The sequence below is a fragment of the Arthrobacter sp. NPDC055138 genome (assembly GCF_053607305.1).
Genome location: NZ_JBSGTH010000005.1, coordinates 107,580 through 125,851 on the forward strand (window position 1 = coordinate 107,580; position 18,272 = coordinate 125,851).

An 18,272-nucleotide genomic window follows, 5' to 3' on the forward strand; every position below is an offset into this window, starting at 1 on the left:
GGCTTCCGGTCCGTGTCTCCGTGCGGAAACTAGACCGAGAGATTCCTGCGGAGTTCAGCCAGGCGGGAGATCACGGACGCATCCACAACCTCATCCCCGACCATGACCCGCACGCCGCCAACCAGTCTCGGATCAACGTTGACGTTCATCTTCAGTCCGCGGCCGTACAACCGGTCAAGGCCGGCCTGCAGGCGGCTCGCCTGTTCGCTGGTCAGCGGACGGGTAACGCTGACCTCCGCGATCCAGCGCTGTTGGCGCTTGGCCACCAGCTGGACGAACCGTTCTACTAGTGCCGTGGGCTTGATGCCGCGCGGGGCGGACACCGCCTGCCGGATCAGCAGCTGGGCTGCCGGACCCGCACCCGGCACCAGCTGCAGTGCCAGTGCCGTCTTGGCGTCGTCCGATGCCTGGGGCTCAACCAAAGCACGCTGCAGGTCATGGTCCGACCCGACAATGCGGTTGAACGCGAACAGGTCGCGCTCCAGACCTTCGAGTCCGTCAACACCCTGGCCATTGTTCTCTGCAACGGCGACGGCAGTGGTGGCCGCCAGGGTCTCCAAGGCGTCCCCGATGTCGCGCGCAGAGGCCCAACGCGAGGCAGCCAGCGAGGTGACGATGTCCCGGGCTTCCGCCGAGACCTTCCCCTCGAGGAGACGGCCGAACATGGCGGCCTTCTCTTTGCTGTCCCGCGACGGATCGGTCAGGGCACGGCGCAGTCCGGCATTGCTGTCCAACAAGCCCAGGACCCCGAAGAGTTCCTCGGCCAGGGACAGCGAAGCGGTCGGAAGCTTAGCTTCCAGCTCCTGCAGTGCCGCTTTCAGCGACTCGCTCGATACACCGGCCATTATTTAGCAGCACCTGCACTCTGGGACTCAAGGTCGGCGAGGAAGCGGTCCACGACGCGCGCAGAACGCTCGTCATCGTTCAGCGCTTCGCCGACGATCTTGCCAGCCAGTTCGGTCGCCAAGGATCCGACCTCGCTGCGCAGCGATGTCACGGCAGCCTGACGCTCGGCGTCAATCTGCACCTGGGCCTGCTCGCTGATGCGTGCGGCTTCGGACTGCGCCTTTTCCTTCAGCTCCGCAAGGATCTGGGCGCCTTCGGCGCGTGCTTCCTCACGGATGCGGTTGGCTTCCGTACGGGCCTCAGTCAGCTGCTGCTTGTACTCGTCCAGAGCAGCACTGGCTTCAGCCTGGGCCGCCTCCGCCTTGGCGATCCCGCCCTCGATGGCCTCGGTCCGCTCTGCAAACGTCTTCTCAAACGCCGGAACGACGAACTTGGCGACGATGTACATAAGGATCGCGAAGCCGATCAGCGTGACGAGGATTTCCCAGACGTTAGGGATCAGAGGGTTAGCACCCTCCGCGGCGGCGAGGATCATTGCCTGATTCATATCTCACCCGTCCTATCTATTCGGTGTGGATGGTTCGCGTTGCCTGGATTAGAGGACGAACGCGAACACCAGACCGAGGATGGCCAAAGCTTCAGTCAGAGCCAGGCCCAGGAACGCGATCGGCTGCAGCACGCGCTGTGCCTCCGGCTGGCGGGCAACGCCGTTGATGTAAGCAGCGAACACGAGGCCCACGCCGATGGCACCGCCGATAGCGGAGAGACCGTAACCGACGAGGTTGATATTGCCTTCCATTTTTTTCCTTTCAAGATGCCCAGTGGGCAGGTTGTTGGTTCAGGTTCTTCCCCAGAGGGGAAATTTAGTGTTCCTCGGCCAGGGAGCCTTGGATGTAGATCGCGGTCAGCAGGACGAACACGTAGGCCTGCAGAACCTGGATCAGGATTTCGAAGAAGTACATGCCGACGCCGCCGGCGAGGGTGAGGATGCCCAGCGGCTTCAACCAGAAATCAGCGTCCACCAGCAGGAACTGTGTGCCGGCAGCGGCCAGCATGATGATCAGGTGGCCGGCCAGCATGGTGGCGAAGAGACGCAGGCTGTGCGTGACCGGGCGGACCAGGAAGGTGGAGATGATCTCGATCAGGACGACCAGCGGCAGGATCGCCTTCGGTACACCGGAAGGCACCACGGCCAGCTTGAAGTAGCCGATGCCGTGCTTCTTGATGCCCAGCACAATCCATGTGACGTAGACGATGCCGGCCAGCGCGTAGGCCGTTCCCACATGCGAGGTGGTCGGCATCTGGATCAGCGGAATGGAGCCAAAGAGGTTGTTCACCAGGATGAAGAAGAACAGGGAGAACAGGAGCGGCACGAACGGCTTGAAGTCGCGCTCACCGATGATGTCCTTACCCACCGAGTTGCGGACGAAGTTGTAGCTCATTTCGCCCAGGTACTGCAGCTTGCCGGGGACAAGCTGGCGGCGGCGGGCCGCGACGATGAAGAACCAAGAAATCAAAACGACGGACAGCAGGACCAGCAGCATCTGCTTGCCGAAGCCCTCGCCGTAGGGGGCCATCCACGGAAGAATCTCCGGTAGATGCATATCTTCGAGGCTCGGTGGGACGAAGCCACCTTCATTAGCGGCCGCCGGAAGCGCAAGCGCGATCAACGCGTTTCCTCTCTGCAGTGTCCATCTTTGGGCGTTTCAGGGTGGGTCGCCGTCAAGGCAGGCCACCATATGAAGTTTTCTGACATTTAGGTGTGGTCCCCCGGGCCGCCCTCATGGCGACGCCGAGCGCCGCGCGTGAGCTTGTGTTTGCGGGCCAAGTAATATCCGCCTCCAGCGCCTAGAACGGCGCCGACGAAAATCAGCCAGCGGGTATCCAGCAGATAGTCCAATCCCCAGCCTATCAAACCCCAGGCGATGATCCCGCCAACTATATAGGTCAGCAGGGTGTTGCCGCCCTGGTAGGTGGAGTCGTCGCCGGAACCGTTGTCTGTAGGGCCGGATGAGTCGTTAGCCGCCATGGGAGGACTCCCCCTTCGGCAGCTGCTGACGGTGTTCCGGTGCCGGCTCGGGATCGGCGTACAGCTGGTGCCGGGTACGCGAGAAGGCGAACACTTCTGCTGCCTGCCACACGACGACGGCGGCAACCGCCGCGACGAAGAACCAGGTCCGCTCCAGCCAGTCCGGTGTTCCGATGAGGAACAGTGCGGCGCCGAATCCCACCACCTTGATGACGTAGGTGGCGATGAAGGCACCGATGGCACCGGATGGATTCGACCGTCCCACAAAATGACCCACCAGCAAACTGATGGCGAAGAACAGCATCACCAGCATGGCGCCGAGCAGGGCGCTCAACGCACCGGCCGCGCCGGCCACGATGGCCGACGTTGCGATGATCAGCACGGCTGCTGCGCCGCTTGCCATCAGGGAAGTGCGGAGGATCTTCAGCCATGGCGACCGGGTGGGACCGGATGCGGCGATGGCTCCGCCGGCGGCAGCAGTGCCGTCGTGGCGGGATGCGCGCATGGGATAAATCCGTTTCGGTCGCAGGCGAAGTGAGCTGGCCGGAACCGGCCGGAATAATTCTACATGAGATAGAACTGGCCGACGATTCGGCGCCCGCTGTTACGCGGCGGGGCCGGCCGCGTTCGATGAACGTCGGCTGAAGATCACCGGCGACCGCAGGTAGAAAACGACCACGGCGACCCCTGCGACGATGGCGGCGGCTTTGCCCATCAGGTCCGATTCGGCTGCCAGGTAGCCGCAAAAACCGGTCAGCAGTGAACAGCCGGTGACCAGCAGCGCCGACTGCAGATGGCTGAAGCCCACGTCCGTCAACCGCTGGTAAGCGTGCGTGCGGTGCGGCGTGTACCACTGCTCCCCCGCACTGATCCGGCGCAGCAGTGTGGCGAGTGTGTCCGCCAGGTAGATGGCCACCGGCCCCAACAGATACTCGGCGGGTACACCGTCCAAAAAGGCCGTCAGGCCGAGCATGGCCAGCGAGGCTCCCAACAGGTAGCTGCCGACGTCGCCCAGGAAGACGTTGCCCCGTCCAAGATTCCATGGCAGGAACGCCACGAACGCGGCAGCCACTACGGCACCGCCTACCACCAGCCAGCCGTGGCCGGTGACTGCCCCGGTTCCGGCGAACATGAGCCCTACTGCGGTGCCATGCAGCCCGGAGATCCCGTTGACGCCGTCCATGAAGTTGGCAATGTTGATGTAGGCGGCCAGGGCCAGCGCGCCCAGTGGCAGCCACCACCAGGTCTGGCCGGTCAGTTCGATGGCCAGCGCTGTTCCGCCGGCGCCGATGCCCAACTGTAGAGCGGCCCGGCCGCGGATGGACAGCCCGCGGAAGTCCTCGACCCAGCCCAGCAGTGCGGCCGCCGCCGCCACGACGGCAAGCGCGAGCAGCAACTGGGGTGTTTCCGCAGCACCGCCGAAGCCGGCAATCAGGAGACCGGCCAGCAGCCCGACCGCCACGGTGATGCCGACGCCGCGCACCACCGGCCGTGTGTGCGAGGAACGTTCATTGGGCACATCCAGCACCCCGTGCCGGTTGAGCAGCGGAATCAGCGCGAACGGCAGCAGCAGGCTGAGCAGAAGGGCCGCGGCAACGGCCACCACGGCCGTGCTCACGAGGCCCGCTCCCGCCCGTCGGACTCAAGATCGTCCTCGGGGGCCACCGCCAGCGGAACGGTGTCCAGCGCACCGGTCGAGGCGGAGACCAGATGCTGCCGGCTCTTCCAGTCGGTCAGGCTCATCCGGTCCGGATCAAGTCCCTCGATGCTGGCGTGCGAGATCTTGGGGTGCAGCGGCCGCGAATCGCTTTCGCCCTCCCCGATCAGGTCCTCGTGCAGCTTCTCCCCCGGGCGCAGGCCGGTGAAGACGATTTCGACGTCCCGGCCCGACATGGCGATCATCCGCTCGGCTACGTCCAGGATCTTGACCGGTTCGCCCATGTCCAAAATCAACACTTCGCCGCCGGTGCCGATGGCGCCGGCCTGGATCACCAGCTGGCAAGCTTCCGGGATGGTCATGAAGAAGCGGGTGGCCTCGGCGTCGGTAACGGTGACCGGACCGCCCTTGCGGATTTGCTCGCTGAACAGCGGCAGGACCGATCCGCGGCTGCCCAGCACGTTGCCGAACCGGACGGAGACGTACTTCAGCCCGGTTTGCTGCGCGACCCAGGCCGTCAGCTTCTCGGCTACCCGCTTGGAGTGGCCCAGCACGGTGGTGGGATTGGCGGCCTTGTCGGTGGAAACGTTGACGAAGGTCTCGACCCTGGCCGCGCGTGCAGCACGCAGCACGTTCAGCGAGCCGAGCACATTGGTCTTCCAGGCTTCCTCCGGATACTGCTCCAGCAGCGAGACGTGCTTCAGTGCCGCGGCGTGGAACACCACTTCCGGCTTGCGGTCCAGGAAAATCGCTTCGAGCGCACCGGCGTCGCGGATGTCGGCCAGCACGGTGTCCTTGCCCGTGAGCAGTCCTTGGCCGGTGATGGAAATCTGGGTGCCCTGCAAGCCGGTCTCGTCGCGGTCCAGCATGATCAGTTCGGCCGGCTGGAAGGCGTGGATCTGCCGGCAGAGCTCGGATCCAATGGACCCGCCGGCGCCGGTGACCAGCACCCGCCGGCCGGTCACGTAGTGGGCGATTTCTTCCACGTGGATATCCACCGGCTGGCGCCCGATCAGGTCTTCAATCGCGACTTCGCGGAAGGAAAAGTCCTGCCGGCCGGTCAGCATGTCCTTCAGCGGCGGCACCACCAGGACGCGCACGTTCAGGCCGGCGATGGTGTCGGAGATCTTGCGCATCCGCACGGCGTCGATGTCCGCGATCGCCACCAGCAGGACGGTTGCCTGGGTGCGCTGTACGATCTCCGGCAGGTCTTCCATCCTGCCCAGGACCGGAACGGACGCGATGCGCAGGTGCTTCTTGGCCGGATCGTCGTCGATCAGCCCCACCGGCAGCCACGGCGAGGCGGGATCGTTGCTCATCCGGGTCACGATGTTGTTGCCGACAAAGCCGGCGCCGTAAATCAGGGTCCGTTCGGCCTGGTCGCCCGGTTTGGCTTTGCTTTCCACGTACATCCGCTTCAGGTAGCGAACCGCGGCCATGAAGAGGCAGGCGAAGGGGAACGCGATCAGGCCAGTGCCGCGCGCGATGCCGAGCGAGATGCCGAAGGTCAGCAGTCCGAGGGTCAGGATCACGGACACCGAGATGGTCACCATGACCAGCAGCTTGGCCTCGTGAAAACTGCCGAAGCTGTAACGGCCCTTGTATAGGGCGAAGGCTGACCCGACCGCTACTTGGGCCGCTATGGCCAGCGCACACAGCAGGATGATGCCGGGGATCTTGGCCGGGCTGAGCGCCATTTCGTAGCGCAGGAAAACTGCCAGCATAATCGCCACGACCCAAGCCAGGGAGTCCAGCAGGATCTGCGACCACAGCCAGAGAGCGCGGTCGCTGCTGGCAGTTTTGCCGGCCGGAAGAGCGGAGTCGCGGCTCATGCTTCTACCGTCTCCCCGAGGCCCAGGACATCCGGGACGACGGTGCGCAGGGTTTCCAGGCTGATGGTCCCTTCGCGCACCACCCGCAGCGGGCTGGAGGTGCAGTCCACGATGGTGGAGGGCACCGCCGTCGCACCTTCGGCGGGGCGAAAGCCGTCTTCCAAATAAACGTCCACCGATTCAGCCAACTGCTCCATGGCCTGCGCGGCCGTTTGCGCCGAGGGCTGGCCGGTGCGGTTCGCCGAGGACACGGCCAACGGTCCGGTGGCTGCCAGCAGTTCCAGCGCCAGCTCGTCGTCGGGCATACGCAGGGCTACAGTGCCCTTTGTTTCGCCCAGGTCCCAGGTCAGCGACGGCTGGGCGTGGAAAATCAGCGTCAGGCCGCCCGGCCAGAAGGCGTCGGCGAGGGCGCGGGCTTCGTCGCTCACGTCGGTGGCGAGGCCGTCCATGGTCTGCGGCCGCGGCACCAGCACCGGCGGCGGCATTTTCCGTCCGCGGCCCTTGGCGGCCAGCAGGGTGGCCACCGCCTGGGGCGAGAACGCGTCGGCGGCGATCCCGTAGACAGTATCGGTGGGCATGACAACACACTGCCGGTCTGCGAGGGCGGCTTGTGCTGCCGCCAGGCCCTCGCTGCGGTCTGCGGCGTCGGTGCAGTTGAACGTGGTGCTCACAGTTTCATTGTTCCATTCTCATAACCGTCGAGCGGACGTGGCCCGCTCGCGCCCGGTTAGATCGTACTCGGTAGCCACCTGCTGCCAGCATCCGGCAGCCTGCAGCAGGGTCAGCACCGCTGCGGCTTGGACCTCGGCATGTTCCATGATGAAGTAGCCGCCGGGCTTCAACAGCCGCGCGGCGGTGGCCGCGGTGGCGGCCGGAAGCTCCATCCCGTCCGCTCCCCCGCCGTAGAGCGCCATCTGCGGATCGTGATCGGCGACCTCGGGCTCGCGCGGGACCGCTTCGGCGGGAATGTAGGGCGGATTGGACACGACGACGTCGAAGGTCCCGTCATGCGCGGACAGCGCCGTGCGCAGGTCCTCCCTCAGCAGAGTGACGCCCAGCGGTGCCAGATTCCGCTCGGCCCAGGCGTGCGCGAGGTCACTGAGTTCCACCGCGTAGACGGTGGCGGAGGGCACTTCGCTGGCGACGGCGGCGGCGATGGCTCCGGAGCCGGTGCCCAGGTCCACCACCTTGGCCGCGGACAGGGCCAGCGCCTGGTCGATGGCATGTTGGGCGACCGTTTCGGTCTCCGGCCGCGGCACGAACACGCCCGGCCCCACCTGCAGTTCAAGGTGCCGGAAGAAAGCCCGGCCGGTAATGTGCTGCAGCGGAACACGGGTGGCGCGTTCGGCCACCAGGTCCTCCAGGCCGTCCGGAGACTCGGCGTCCATCAGCGCCAGCGCACGCACGCGCCCCAGCGACACGCCCAGCAGGTGGGCGGCGAGCAACTCGGCGTCCACCCGCGGCGAAGGGACGCCGGCCTCTGCCAGCCGCGCGGTGGCGGCGGAGAGGGCTTCGGCAAGATTCGTGCCGGGCACCGCTGGCTAGTTTTCCTCGCCCAGTGCGGCCAGCCGGTGTTCTTCGTCCGCCTGGATGGCCGACTGGATCACGGGTTCCAGTTCGCCGTTCATCACCGCGTCCAGGTTGTAGGCCTTGTAGCCGGTGCGGTGGTCCGCGATGCGGTTTTCCGGGAAGTTGTAGGTTCGAATCCGCTCGGACCGGTCCATGGTGCGGATCTGCGACTTGCGGGTCTCGGAGTTTGCGGCGTCGATCTGCTCCTGCTGGTGGGCCAGCAGCCGCGCGCGGAGAACGCGCATGCCGGCCTCACGGTTCTGCAGCTGTGACTTCTCGTTCTGCATCGCCACCACAATGCCGGTGGGCAGGTGGGTGATACGCACCGCCGAGTCGGTGGTGTTCACGGACTGGCCGCCGGGGCCCGAGGAACGGTACACATCGATCTTCAGGTCGTTCTGGCTGATGTCGATTTCTTCCGGTTCGTCCACTTCGGGCAGCACCAGCACGCCCGCGGCGGAGGTGTGGATGCGGCCCTGCGATTCGGTCACCGGAACACGCTGCACGCGGTGCACGCCGCCCTCGAACTTGAGCCGTGCCCACACACCTTCGGCCGGGTCGTTGGAGTTGCCTTTGATGGCCATCTGGACGTCCTTGTAGCCGCCCAGATCGGACTCCGTCGCGGAGATAATTTCGGTCTTCCAGCCGCGCGATTCCGCGTAGCGCATGTACATCCGCAGCAGGTCGCCGGCGAACAGTGCAGCCTCGTCGCCGCCTTCGCCGCCCTTGACCTCGATGATCACGTTGCGGGCGTCGTCCGGATCGCGCGGGATCAGCAGCCGGCGGAGCCGCTCCTGGGCGGTCTCGAGTTCAGCCTCCAGCCCCGGCACCTCGGCCGCCAGTTCCGGATCCTCGTCGGCAAGCTCGCGGGCCGCCTCAAGGTCGTCCGAGAGGTGCGACCAGCGCTTGTGCGCCTCCACAATGCCGTTCAGCTCCGCCGAACGGCGCCCCAACTTCCGTGCCCGCGCCTGATCGGCATAGACAGCAGGGTCGCTCAATTCCTTCTGCAGCTGGGCATGCTCATCCAGCAGCCCCTGAACGGACTCAAACATCTTCAAACCTCTTTCGACTCACAACAAGTCTAAATAGCAACGACAACGACGGGGACAAAAAGCCGACTTAACAGCAACAGCCGCTGATTTTTTTGCCGGCCAGGGAGTGGCATCGGGCCTACCGGAGCCGGGCGGCTGAGGATCGCAGATCCTCGGCCGCCCGGCGTAGGGCGGGGCCGGCAAAAATCAGCGGCTGTTAACCAGCTACTTGTCGTTCTCGGCCTTCGAGCCGAGCGTCGTCTTCTGGACCTGCATCAGGAACTCCACGTTGGACTGCGTTTCCCGGATCTTGCCGGTGAGCAGTTCCAGCGCCTGCTGGGTGTCCAGTCCGGAGAGGACGCGGCGCAGGCGCCACATGATCTTGACCTCTTCGGGCGAGAGCAGGTTCTCCTCGCGGCGGGTGCCGGAGGCATTGACATCGACGGCCGGGAAGATGCGCTTGTCCGCCAGCGAGCGGGACAGGCGCAGTTCCATGTTGCCGGTGCCCTTGAATTCCTCGAAGATGACCTCGTCCATCTTCGACCCGGTCTCCACCAAGGCGGTGGCGAGGATGGTCAGGGAGCCGCCGTTTTCGATGTTGCGGGCGGCACCGAAGAAGCGCTTCGGCGGGTACAGCGCGGACGAGTCCACACCGCCGGAGAGGATGCGGCCGGATGCCGGGGCGGCCAGGTTGTAGGCACGGCCCAGACGGGTCATCGAGTCCAGCAGGACCACCACGTCCATGCCCATTTCCACCAGGCGCTTGGCGCGCTCGATGGCCAGTTCGGCCACCGTGGTGTGGTCATCGGCGGGACGGTCGAAGGTGGAGGCAATGACCTCGCCCTTAACCGTGCGCTGCATGTCGGTGACCTCTTCAGGCCGCTCGTCGACCAGCACCATCATGAGGTGGACCTCAGGGTTGTTGGTGGTGATCGCGTTCGCGATGGACTGCAGGATCAGGGTCTTGCCGGCCTTCGGCGGGGAGACAATCAGGCCGCGCTGGCCCTTGCCGATCGGGGCCACCAGGTCGATGACGCGGGGGCCGATCTTCTTCGGCTCGGTCTCCAGGCGCAGGCGCTCCGACGGGTAAAGCGGAACCAGCTTGGTGAAGTCCACGCGGTCCTTGTTGTCTTCCACCGGCTTGCCGTTGACGGAAGTGAGCTTGACCAGCGCGTTGAACTTCTGCCGGCTGCTCTGGCCGCCGGAATCGCCGTCGCGCGGGGCGCGGATGGCGCCGACGACGGCGTCGCCCTTGCGCAGGTTGTACTTCTTGACCTGGGCCAGCGAGACGTAGACGTCGTTCGGTCCGGGCAGGTAGCCGGAGGTACGCACGAAGGCGTAGTTCTCCAGCACATCCAGGATGCCGGCGACGGGCAGCAGCACATCGTCGTCCGAAACCTCGGTGTCGTCGACGTCCGGACCGCGGTCGCGGCCGCGGCGGCGCTCGTTGCGGTCGCGGTAGCGGGTGTTGCTGTCATTGTCGCGGCGGTTGCGGCGGTTGCGGTTGCGTCCGCGGCCGCCGTCCTCGCCGTCGTCCTGACGGTTGTCGCGGTTGTCGCGGTTGTCCCGGTTGTCGCGGTCGGACTCGCTGCGGTTGCGGCTGCGGTCACGGTTGCGGCGGTCGGACTGGCCGTCGCCGCGGCCGGACTGCTGCTGCTGGGCGGCACCGTCCTGGCCGTCCTTCTTCTCGTCCTGCTTGCCGGCCTCGGCGGTTTCCTGCTGGGCATCGGTCTTGATCTCGGCTGCGTCCTGCTGACCGGACTCCGAACGCCGGTTGCGTCCGCGGCTGCGGCGCTCCTGGCGGACTTCGCCGTCGGCCTGGACAGTCTCGGCGGCGGGAGCCTGGGCAGGGGCTTCGGCCGGCGCCGCGGTGGCGGTGTTTGCGGCAGTGGCCTCTGCGTCGGCAGGTGCCACCGTGCCGTCGCTGCTGGCGCGGCGGTTGCGGTTGCGGGTACGGCTGACCCGCTCGGCGGCCTTGGTGAGGTCACCGCCGGACGTGTTGCCGGCGCCCTCGCCTGCCGTGCCGGAGGTCTCTTCCTTGGCCGGAGCAGAAGCTTCGGTGCGCGCCGGCTGGTCCACCTTCTTGGCGGCCCGGTCTGCAACCGAGGAGCCGCGCTGGTGGTCGGAAATCGCGGTGACAAGGTCGCCCTTGCGCATCCGGGAGCCGCCGGTGATGCCGAGCTGTCCGGCCAGCACCTGCAGCTGGGCCAGCTTCAGGCCGGCAAGGCCCGCACTCTTCGGTGCAGGAGAGTCAATGGTTTCCACACCTGCAGTCAGGTCAGTGGTTTCGGTCACGAAGGATCCTTCCCCCTCGTCGGGCGATGTGCATATGAAGCGCACCGCGTTGTTTGCCACCCGACCGTGCATGAGAAGCCCGGCCGGGGTCCGTTGTTGCCTCCGGCGTCATGCCGAGGAAAGTCCGGGTGAACAGATATGAAAGCCTTTGAAACAAGCCATCCGGCTGGAACGAGGGAGGTCCTGTCCGGCCGATGGCCGACAGCAACGCCGTTGAGTGCCGCGGAAGGCTCCTGAAAGGCTGCACCTGGAACGGGGATCCTGCCTCAACGGCTGCTCGGCTTGCGTGATCCGGAGCATCCGGGCAGGATTCCTCGCCGGTTATTCCCGGGGGTGCATTTCCACTTTAGCACCATCTGTCTCCACTGCCAGTTTCAGAACACGCCAGCTCCCCGGCATGTCGTGCTGCTCCAGATGGGTGGCGATGACCTTCTGAACCTGCACCGCTTCGGCTTCGTCCGCGGTGAGTGTCATGACAGTGGGCCCGGCGCCGGAGACGACGGCGGCGTGGCCGCGGCTGCGCAGCGCCTCGATGAGCGCGGCACTGGGCTTCATGGCCGGCGCCCGGTGCCGCTGATGCAGCCACTCTTCTGTCCCTGCCCGCAGCAGCGACGGGTCGCGGGTGAGTGCGTGGACCAACAGTGCGGCGCGGCCGGAGTTGGCGGCAGCAACGTGGTGCGGCACCGAGGCGGGCAGCAGATTACGTGCCGTTTCGGTGGAAAGTTCAAAGGAGGGTATGGCCACCACTGGCACAATGTCCGGGCAGATCGGCACCCGGGTGCTGTAGTAGACCCCGGCTTCCTCCCAGGAGATGGCCAACTGCCCGCTCAAGGCGGGTGCCACGTTGTCGGGGTGGCCTTCCAGGCCGGAACAGATCTGCAGGATCTTTCCGGCGCCAAGGCGGTCCTGCTCCGGAAGCAGGGCATCGGCCAACAGCACCGCGGACACCACCGCGGCGGCGGAAGAACCCATCCCCCGCCCATGCGGGATCAGGTTCTCGGCTTCCAGCCGCAACCCACCGGCGTCGTACCCTGCTTGGCGCAGCGTGCTGCGCAAGGTCCGGATGATGAGGTGCGATTCGTCAGTCGGCAGGTTGGCCGCGCCTTCGCCCCTGACGGATGCCTGGAAGACGCCGTCGTCGGTCGACTCCACCGTGACCGTGTCGTAGAACGCCAAGGCCAGGCCCAGGCTGTCGAAGCCCGGACCCAGGTTGGCGCTGGTGGCCGGCACCCGCACCGTGATGCGCTGGCCGGGCGCTATGCGGCCGGCCACCGCGGCGTCCTCCCCTGCCAAGGTGCTGCTACTCAAGACCCAGGGCGGAGGCCACGCTGACCACGTCGAAGTCCACCTTGATCGGCGACGCTTCGCTGCCATCCTCGGTTCGCAGTGCCCACTGCGGGTCCTTCAGTCCGTGACCGGTGACCGTAATGACGATGGTCTTGCCCGAGGGCACCTCGCCGGCGGCGTGCTTCTTGATCACGCCGGCCACGCCCGCCGCGGAGCCCGGCTCCACGAAGACGCCCTCCTTCGAGGACAGCCAGCGGTGCGCGGCCAGAATCTCGTCGTCGGTCACGGAATCGATCAGGCCGCCGGACTCGTCGCGGGCGGCGATGGCGGTGTCCCAAGAGGCCGGGTTGCCGATCCGGATCGCGGTGGCGATGGTCTCCGGTTCGGTCACCGGGTGTCCCAGCACCAGCGGGGCGGCACCGGCGGCCTGGAAGCCCCATAGCGTCGGGGTCTTGCTGGCAACCGGGCCCAGCATGCCGGCAGTGGCCGACTCGTACGGCGCGGCGTACTCCTGGTAGCCCTTCCAGTAGGCGGTGATGTTGCCCGCGTTGCCCACCGGCATCACGTGGATGTCCGGGGCATCGCCCAGATAGTCAACCGTCTCGAAGGCCGCCGTCTTCTGGCCCTGGATGCGTGCCGGGTTCACCGAGTTCACCAGGAACACCGGGTAGGCCTCGGAGAGTTTGCGGGCCACTTCCAGGCAGTTGTCGAAGTTGCCGTTGATCTGGATGATTTCGGCGCCGTGCGCGATCGCCTGGCTCATCTTGCCCATGGCGATCTTGCCGGCGGGAACCAGCACCGCGCACTTCAGCCCGGCCTGGGTGGCGTAGGCGGCCGCCGAGGCGGACGTGTTGCCGGTGGACGCGCAGACTACCGCTTTGGCGCCCGCCTCCACCGCCGCCGTCATGGCCATGGTCATGCCGCGGTCCTTGAAGGAGCCGGTGGGGTTCATCCCCTCCACCTTCAGGTACACCTCGGAGCCGGTCAGCTCGGAGAGGGCCTTGGCCCGCACCAGCGGGGTGCCGCCTTCGCCGAGGGTGATGATCTCGGTCTGCTCCGTTACCGGCAGCCGGTCCGCGTATTCACGGATGACGCCGCGCCATTGGTGGGCCACTTAGATTCCTTCTACTCGCAGGACAGAGATAACAGCGTTGACAATGTCGAGTCCGCGCACGGCGTCGACCGTCGCGGCCAGCGAAGCCTCGGACGCCCGGTGCGTGACGAAGCGCAGCTCCGCGGTCACCTTGCCGCCGTCGCTGGCGGTGTCATGGGGGGCTTCGGCGTGGATGGTTTGGCGCATCGTCTCGATGGAGACGCCGTGCTCGGCGAAGACGCCGGCAATCTGCGACAGTACGCCCGGCTGGTCCGCCACGTCCAGGCCGATGTAGTAGCTGGTCTTGACCGAGTCAAGTCCGACGGCGGGCAACTGGACCGTGGGTGTTTCGGTCCGGCCCGGACCGCCGCCAACCATGCGCCGGCCGGCGCTGACCACATCGCCCAGCACCGCGGAGGCGGTCGGCGCGCCGCCGGCGCCCTGGCCGTAGAACATCATCTCGCCGGCGTTTTCGGCCTCCACGAAGACCGCGTTGAAGGCTCCGTGCACGGCTGCCAGCGGGTGCTGGCGCGGCAGCAGGGTCGGGTGGACGCGCACGGCCACGCCCTCCTGGCCGTCGATGCCGCGCAGCCGCTCGGCGATGGAGAGCAGCTTGATCACGTAGCCGGCATCCTTGGCCGCGGCAATGTCGTCCGCCGTGATGGAGCTGATGCCCTGGCACTGGACGTTGGCCAGATCGAACGGAGTGTGGAAGGCCAGCTCGGCGAGGATGGCACCCTTGGCCGCGGCGTCATGGCCTTCCACGTCGGCGGTGGGGTCCGCTTCGGCGTAGCCGAGTTCCTGCGCGGCGGCCAGCGCGTCGGCGAACTGGGCGCCGGTGGTGTCCATCTGGTCCAGGATGTAGTTGGTGGTGCCGTTGACGATGCCCATCACCTTGGTGATGCGGTCCCCCGCCAGCGACTCGCGGATGGGCCGCAGCAGCGGGATGGCGCCGGCAACCGCGGCTTCGAAGGACAGCTCGACGCCGGCCTCGTCGGCGCGGGCGTACAGGTCCTGCCCGTCGGCCGCCAGCAGGGCCTTGTTACCGGTGACCACGGCGGCGCCGCTGTCGATGGCGCTGCGGATGAGCGTCCGCGCCGGTTCCAGCCCGCCGAGCAGCTCGATCACGATGTCGGCGTCCTTGACCAGCGGCTCGGCCTCGGTGGTGAACAGCTCGGCGGGCAGTTCCACGGTCCGCTTGGCGGCGACGTCGCGCACGGCGATCCCGGTCAGTTGCAGCCGCGCGCCGGTACGCGCGGCGAGCACTTCGGCGTCGTCAATCAGGATCCGGGCCACCTGGGCTCCGACGTTCCCGCATCCCAACAGTGCTACTTTCAGCGTTTTCATGCTGCCCAAACTCTCAGTCTTTTATCTCACTCGCCACCCCTGCCGCCCGTCGGGGGTCAGCCCAGGTCGCGGGCCAGCAGGTCGTCTTCGGTTTCGCCGCGGATGATCAACCGCGCCTCGCCGCCGCGCACGGCAACCACAGGCGGCCGGGCCACATAGTTGTAGTTGCTGGAGAGCGCCCAACAATAGGCCCCGGTCGCCGGCACCGCCAGCAGGTCCCCCGCCTCGATGTCCTCGGGCAGGTAAACGTTCCTGACTACAATGTCACCGCTCTCGCAGTGTTTACCAACCACGCGGGAAATAATCGGCGCTGCTTCCGTCACACGGGAAGCCAACACGGCCGAATAATCGGCGTCGTAGAGCACCGGGCGGGCGTTGTCGCTCATGCCGCCATCCACGGACACGTAGCGCCGCGGACGGCTGCCGCCGCCGTCCACGTCAACCTGCACGGTCTTCCGGGTGCCGGCAGAGTAGAGGGTGAAGGTGCTCGGCCCGGCGATCGCGCGGCCCGGCTCAATCGAGATCCGCGGCACCGGGATCCCCAGCCGTTCGGTGGCGGCGCGCACGACGGCGGCCATCGCCTGGGCGAGTTCGGCCGGCGGCCGCGGGGTGTCGGCTTCGGTGTAGGCGATGCCGTAGCCGCCACCCAGATCCAGTTCATGCAGGTCAACGCCGTGCTCGTCGCGGACCTGCGCCACGAAGCTCAGCAGCCGCTCGGCCGCCAGCGCGAAACCTTCGGGCTCGAAGATCTGCGAGCCGATGTGGCAGTGCAGTCCCAGCAGGTTGATCGACTCGTGCGCCAGCGCCGCAGCGACGGCCTGTGCTGCGGGCGAGCCGGCGGACTGAGCCGGCGCACCGGCGTCGTGCTCCGTGCCATCCTGCTGCTGGCCGGCGCCGGCCATCGAGAGGCCGAACTTCTGGTCTTCATGCGCGGTGGCAATGAACTCGTGCGTGTGCGCGTGCACGCCGGGGGTCAGCCGCAGCATCACGTTGGCCATCTCGCCCCGGGCGGCGGCGATGGCGCCGACCCGTGCCAGTTCATCCAGGCTGTCCACCACGATGCGGCCCAGCCCCATGTCCAGGGCGCGGTGGATTTCGGCGTCCGACTTGTTGTTGCCGTGCAGGCCAAGGTTTTCCCCCGGGATGCCGGCGCGGGCGGCGACGGCCAGCTCCCCGCCGCTGCAGGTATCGAGCCGAAGCCCTTCCTGGGCCACCCAGCGGGCAATTTCCACGCTGAGGAACGCCTTGCCGGCGTAGTAGACATCCACGCCGCCGCAGAGCGAACTGAAGGCATCGTCGAAGGCCTGTTTGAAGGCGCGGGCACGGGCGCGGAAATCGTCCTCGGACACCACGAACAGCGGCGTGCCGAACTGCTCCTTGAGTTCGCCGACGCCGATGCCGGAGACTTCCAGTTCACCGGCTGCACCACGGGCCACATCCTGGGCCCACAGCTTGGCCTCCAGCGCATTGACATCCTGCGGGCAGGTCAGCCAGTCCGGGGCCAGCTCTGACGCGGCGCCGGATACGTGTGCTGCGGGCATTACATCCTCTCCGGGGCGCTGACGCCCAGCAGGTCCAGGCCGTTGGCCAGCACCTGGGTCACGGCGGTGTTCAACCACAGCCGGGTACGGTGCGTGTCGGTAACTTCGCCGTCGCCAATCGGGGTGACACGGCAGGCGTCGTACCAGCGGTGGTAGGCGCCGGCGATGACTTCCAGATGGCGGGCCACGCGGTGCGGTTCGCGGAACTTCGCAGCCATGGCCACCACGGACGGGTAGGCGCCCAGCACGGCCAGCAGTTCATTCTCGGTGGCGTGGTCCAGCAGCGACGCGTCGAAGGCGCTGCGTTCCACCCCGGAGGCGGCAGCATTGCGGGCGACGGCGCAGGTGCGCGCATGGGCGTACTGCACGTAGTAGACCGGGTTGTCGTTGCTGTGCTTAACCAGCAGGTCCAGGTCAATGTCGATGTTCGAATCGGCGTGCGAGCGGGTCAGCGCGTACCTGGCCGCATCCACGCCCACGGCGTCGACGAGGTCCTCCATGGTCACCACGGTGCCGGCGCGCTTGGACATCCGCATCGGCTTGCCGTCCTTGACCAGGTTGACCATCTGGCCGATCAGCACTTCCACCCGGTCGGCGCTGTCGCCCATCGCGGCCGCGGCGGCCTTCAACCGGGCGACGTAGCCGTGGTGGTCGGCGCCGAGCATGTAGATGCACAGGTCGAACCCGCGGTCCCGCTTGTTCTTGAAGTAGGCGATGTCGCCGGCGATGTAGGCCGCGTTGCCGTCCGACTTGATGACCACGCGGTCTTTGTCATCGCCGAAGTCGGTGGACTTCAGCCACCACGCGCCGTCGTTGAAGTAGAGGCTGCCGGAGCCTTTCAGCTCTTCCAGCAACTTCTCCACGGCGCCGTCCTCGAACAGCGAATTCTCGTGGAAGTACACGTCGAAATCCACGCCGAATTCATGCAGCGATTTCTTGATCGCCGTGAACATCAGCTCCACGCCGCGGCTGCGGAATTCTTCCTGCGGGTCAGCGGACGAAAGCGCGTCCGGGTTCTGCGCCAGCACCGCGTTGGCGATGTCGGCGATGTAGTCTCCGCCGTAGCCGTCCTCCGGTGCGGGCTCGCCTTTGGCTTTCGCCAGCAGGGAGCGGGCAAACCGGTCGATCTGCGAGCCATGGTCATTGAAGTAGTATTCGCGGGCCACGTCCGCGCCCTGCGCCACGAGGATGCGCGCCAGCGAGTCGCCGAGCGCAGCCCAGCGGGTGCCGCCCAGGTGGATTGGCCCGGTGGGGTTGGCGGAGACGAACTCCAGGTTGATGCGCTGCCCGGACAGGTCATCGCTGGTGCCGTAGCCGGTTCCCGCTTCGACGATGCTCTTGGCGAGCACACCGGCGGCGGCGGCGTCCACGGTGATGTTGAGGAAGCCGGGGCCGGCAATCTCTACCCGGGCGACGCCGTCGATCTTCTCCAGCCGGGCGCTGAGAATCTCAGCAAACTGGCGCGGATTCATGCCGGCCTTCTTGCCCAGCTGCATGGCAATGTTGGTGGCCCAGTCCCCATGCTCCCGGTTTTTCGGTCGCTCCACCCGGACCTCGTCCGGCATTTCGACGGCGAAATCGCCGGCGTCGACGGCGGCCTGCAGGCAGGCGGCAATGGCAGCGGAAAGTTCTTCAGGAGTCACCCCACAAGCATAGGGCAATCACTTCTGCCGCCCGCCTTTCCACGGCCCGGCTGTGACGGGGCTCGCACCTGGCCTTCGGGGCGGGGCCGGTCGCTCCCCCAC

Annotated in this window: 16 protein-coding genes and 1 pseudogene; all 17 read right to left on the reverse strand. The window is 66.7% G+C overall.

Annotation, left to right across the window (positions count from 1 at the left end):
* Nucleotides 1-29: 29 nt before the first annotated feature.
* The 17 genes and pseudogenes from ACWF5H_RS13590 to argS all read right to left on the reverse strand — a co-directional run bounded on the left by ACWF5H_RS13590 (nucleotide 30) and on the right by argS (nucleotide 18,170).
* Nucleotides 30-845 (reverse strand): F0F1 ATP synthase subunit delta, encoded by an 816-nt coding sequence (locus tag ACWF5H_RS13590; protein ID WP_452037479.1) that lies wholly within the window; start codon nucleotides 843-845, stop codon nucleotides 30-32.
* Nucleotides 845-1,393, reverse strand: coding sequence for a F0F1 ATP synthase subunit B (locus ACWF5H_RS13595; RefSeq protein WP_364648633.1), 549 nt, complete (start codon nucleotides 1,391-1,393; stop codon nucleotides 845-847). The genes ACWF5H_RS13590 and ACWF5H_RS13595 overlap by 1 nt, the downstream gene beginning before the upstream one ends.
* Before the next feature lie 48 nt (nucleotides 1,394-1,441).
* On the reverse strand, nucleotides 1,442-1,645 hold the full coding sequence (gene atpE, locus ACWF5H_RS13600; RefSeq protein WP_074701684.1) for an ATP synthase F0 subunit C: 204 nt from the start codon (nucleotides 1,643-1,645) through the stop codon (nucleotides 1,442-1,444).
* Between the two features lie 64 nt (nucleotides 1,646-1,709).
* Entirely contained in the window at nucleotides 1,710-2,516 is an 807-nt protein-coding gene (atpB, locus tag ACWF5H_RS13605) for a F0F1 ATP synthase subunit A (protein WP_364648629.1), read from the reverse strand.
* Between the two features lie 86 nt (nucleotides 2,517-2,602).
* Entirely contained in the window at nucleotides 2,603-2,875 is a 273-nt protein-coding gene (locus ACWF5H_RS13610; protein ID WP_452037482.1) for a hypothetical protein, read from the reverse strand.
* Entirely contained in the window at nucleotides 2,865-3,380 is a 516-nt protein-coding gene (locus ACWF5H_RS13615; protein WP_452037483.1) for a hypothetical protein, read from the reverse strand. Before ACWF5H_RS13615 ends, ACWF5H_RS13610 begins: the two co-directional genes overlap by 11 nt.
* Before the next feature lie 99 nt (nucleotides 3,381-3,479).
* The gene (locus tag ACWF5H_RS13620; RefSeq protein WP_452037485.1) at nucleotides 3,480-4,493 is read right to left on the reverse strand and encodes a UDP-phosphate glycosyltransferase; all 1,014 of its coding nucleotides are present in this window, start codon (nucleotides 4,491-4,493) and stop codon (nucleotides 3,480-3,482) included.
* Nucleotides 4,490-6,364, reverse strand: a complete 1,875-nt coding sequence (locus ACWF5H_RS13625) for a polysaccharide biosynthesis protein (RefSeq protein ID WP_452037486.1) — start codon at nucleotides 6,362-6,364, stop codon at nucleotides 4,490-4,492. Before ACWF5H_RS13625 ends, ACWF5H_RS13620 begins: the two co-directional genes overlap by 4 nt.
* An 11-nt stretch (nucleotides 6,365-6,375) precedes the next feature.
* Nucleotides 6,376-7,035, reverse strand: a pseudogene (locus ACWF5H_RS13630) (L-threonylcarbamoyladenylate synthase); the annotation flags it as partial.
* An 18-nt stretch (nucleotides 7,036-7,053) separates the two neighbouring features.
* Entirely contained in the window at nucleotides 7,054-7,899 is an 846-nt protein-coding gene (prmC, locus tag ACWF5H_RS13635; RefSeq protein ID WP_452037488.1) for a peptide chain release factor N(5)-glutamine methyltransferase, read from the reverse strand.
* A 6-nt stretch (nucleotides 7,900-7,905) separates the two neighbouring features.
* Nucleotides 7,906-8,985: a peptide chain release factor 1 gene (gene prfA / locus ACWF5H_RS13640; RefSeq protein ID WP_452037489.1), complete on the reverse strand. Its 1,080-nt coding sequence runs from the start codon at nucleotides 8,983-8,985 to the stop codon at nucleotides 7,906-7,908.
* A gap of 204 nt (nucleotides 8,986-9,189) precedes the next feature.
* Entirely contained in the window at nucleotides 9,190-11,259 is a 2,070-nt protein-coding gene (rho, locus tag ACWF5H_RS13645; RefSeq protein WP_452037491.1) for a transcription termination factor Rho, read from the reverse strand.
* 321 nt (nucleotides 11,260-11,580) lie between these two features.
* Nucleotides 11,581-12,552, reverse strand: a complete 972-nt coding sequence (gene thrB / locus ACWF5H_RS13650) for a homoserine kinase (protein ID WP_452037493.1) — start codon at nucleotides 12,550-12,552, stop codon at nucleotides 11,581-11,583.
* Between the two features lie 7 nt (nucleotides 12,553-12,559).
* Nucleotides 12,560-13,660, reverse strand: coding sequence for a threonine synthase (gene thrC, locus ACWF5H_RS13655; protein ID WP_452037494.1), 1,101 nt, complete (start codon nucleotides 13,658-13,660; stop codon nucleotides 12,560-12,562).
* The gene (locus tag ACWF5H_RS13660; RefSeq protein WP_452037771.1) at nucleotides 13,661-14,986 is read right to left on the reverse strand and encodes a homoserine dehydrogenase; all 1,326 of its coding nucleotides are present in this window, start codon (nucleotides 14,984-14,986) and stop codon (nucleotides 13,661-13,663) included.
* 56 nt (nucleotides 14,987-15,042) lie between these two features.
* A complete protein-coding gene (locus tag ACWF5H_RS13665; RefSeq protein ID WP_452037496.1) occupies nucleotides 15,043-16,527 on the reverse strand; it encodes a diaminopimelate decarboxylase family protein in 1,485 nt (494 codons plus the stop codon).
* Nucleotides 16,527-18,170, reverse strand: coding sequence for an arginine--tRNA ligase (gene argS / locus ACWF5H_RS13670; protein WP_452037497.1), 1,644 nt, complete (start codon nucleotides 18,168-18,170; stop codon nucleotides 16,527-16,529). The genes ACWF5H_RS13665 and argS overlap by 1 nt, the downstream gene beginning before the upstream one ends.
* Nucleotides 18,171-18,272: the final 102 nt, after the last annotated feature.